1 protein-coding gene is annotated in these 1,311 nt (G+C 53.5%); it reads left to right on the top strand.

The window, feature by feature from the left end:
* Positions 1-160 precede the first annotated feature (160 nt).
* Entirely contained in the window at positions 161-1,156 is a 996-nt protein-coding gene (locus AD944_RS00400) for an IS481 family transposase (RefSeq protein ID WP_045543168.1), read from the top strand.
* The last annotated feature ends 155 nt before the right edge of the window (positions 1,157-1,311 follow it).

Here is a 1,311-nt window from a genome sequence, read left to right as displayed (position 1 = left end):
TTCTCATTCAACGCCCGACTAAAAATGGGGGGATTACCGCTCAATCATCATCGAGGCTAACGCCGGTTTGGTTGCAAACACCACGTCATTGGGATGATGTAGCGTGGGCGATACCGCGTTATGCTTCGTTGTTTTCTTCCGTTTGCAGGGAGACCGAATGATGCTTCAGATCCACCCACAGGCACGCACGACACCGGCTGTCCGGGCTGAGATAGCTCGTTCGTCAGAACCGACATCCGTGCTCGCCAGACGCTACGGGATCAGCGATGAAACAGTCCGCAAGTGGCGCAGGCGTGGTTCGGACGCCTGTCAGGACCGCAGCAGCCGTCCCTGGAGGCTGGCCTGGAAAGCCTCGGAGGAGGAGCGCGCCATTGTCTGTCAGCTTCGGCGTTCTACCGGTTTTGGTCTGGATGATCTGACCTTTGTCTTACGGCATTTCCTGCCGCATCTGAACCGGGACAATATCTGGCGGATACTGAAAGACGCCGGATTGAACAGGCTGCCTCCTGTTCCAAAGGCCGGACCAGTTCGGGGACAGGGAAAGTTCCGCGATTACGATCCCGGTTATGTCCATATCGATGTGAAACATCTGCCAAAATTACAGACAGCAGATGGGGACCGCCGGAAACGTTTTCTGTATGTCGCCATCGATCGCTGTTCCCGTTCAGTGCACCTGGCTGTTTATGACGCGGAAAATGCGGATAATTCCGTTGATTTCCTCAATGCCGTCAAATCGGCCTTTCCTTTCCGGATCACCCATATCCTGACCGATCGTGGCTCCTGCTTTACAGCGGACGACTTCGAAAAAGCCTGTCATGACATGGGAATCGACCGACGCCGGACCAAGGCTTACTCCCCTCAGACCAATGGAATGGTGGAACGCTTCAATGGCCGTGTCGCTACAGAAGTACTGCAGGTCTGTGTCTCAAACCATGAAGATCTGGAAATTCTGCTCAGAGGCTTCTGTTTCGCCTACAATCATCGCCCGCAGCGTGTTCTGGGCGGCATCGCTCCCGCCCAATGCATCATCTCATGGCTTGAAAAACATCCCGCGTCACGTAATCAAGACTATATCAAACCGGCTGGTCGTGACATCATGAAACAGGTCGACGAAATCCTTGATTACGCCAATGACGTCTCACAACCTGACAGGTAGGCTCTTCGGAGAAAAGGGCCGCAGACGCTCCATCTGCTCATCCGTCAGCCAATACAGGTCTTTCATCTTTAGCCTCCTCAGGGAGCTTGAATCACATCCTGCTGTTCATACCAATAATACCAACCGTTGATTGCTATAACCCATGAGCCCAATTG

It is taken from the genome of Acetobacter tropicalis (genome assembly GCF_001580915.1).
Classification (GTDB): Bacteria; Pseudomonadota; Alphaproteobacteria; order Acetobacterales; family Acetobacteraceae; genus Acetobacter; species Acetobacter tropicalis.
Note: the sequence above shows the minus strand (reverse complement) of the source record. Positions and strands in the feature narration are given on the sequence as shown.

What these genes read in the sequence shown, in the direction of transcription:
- AD944_RS00400 (WP_045543168.1), top strand. Translation starts at nt 161, where the DNA reads ATGCTTCAGATCCACCCACAGGCACGCACGACACCGGCTGTCCGGGCT.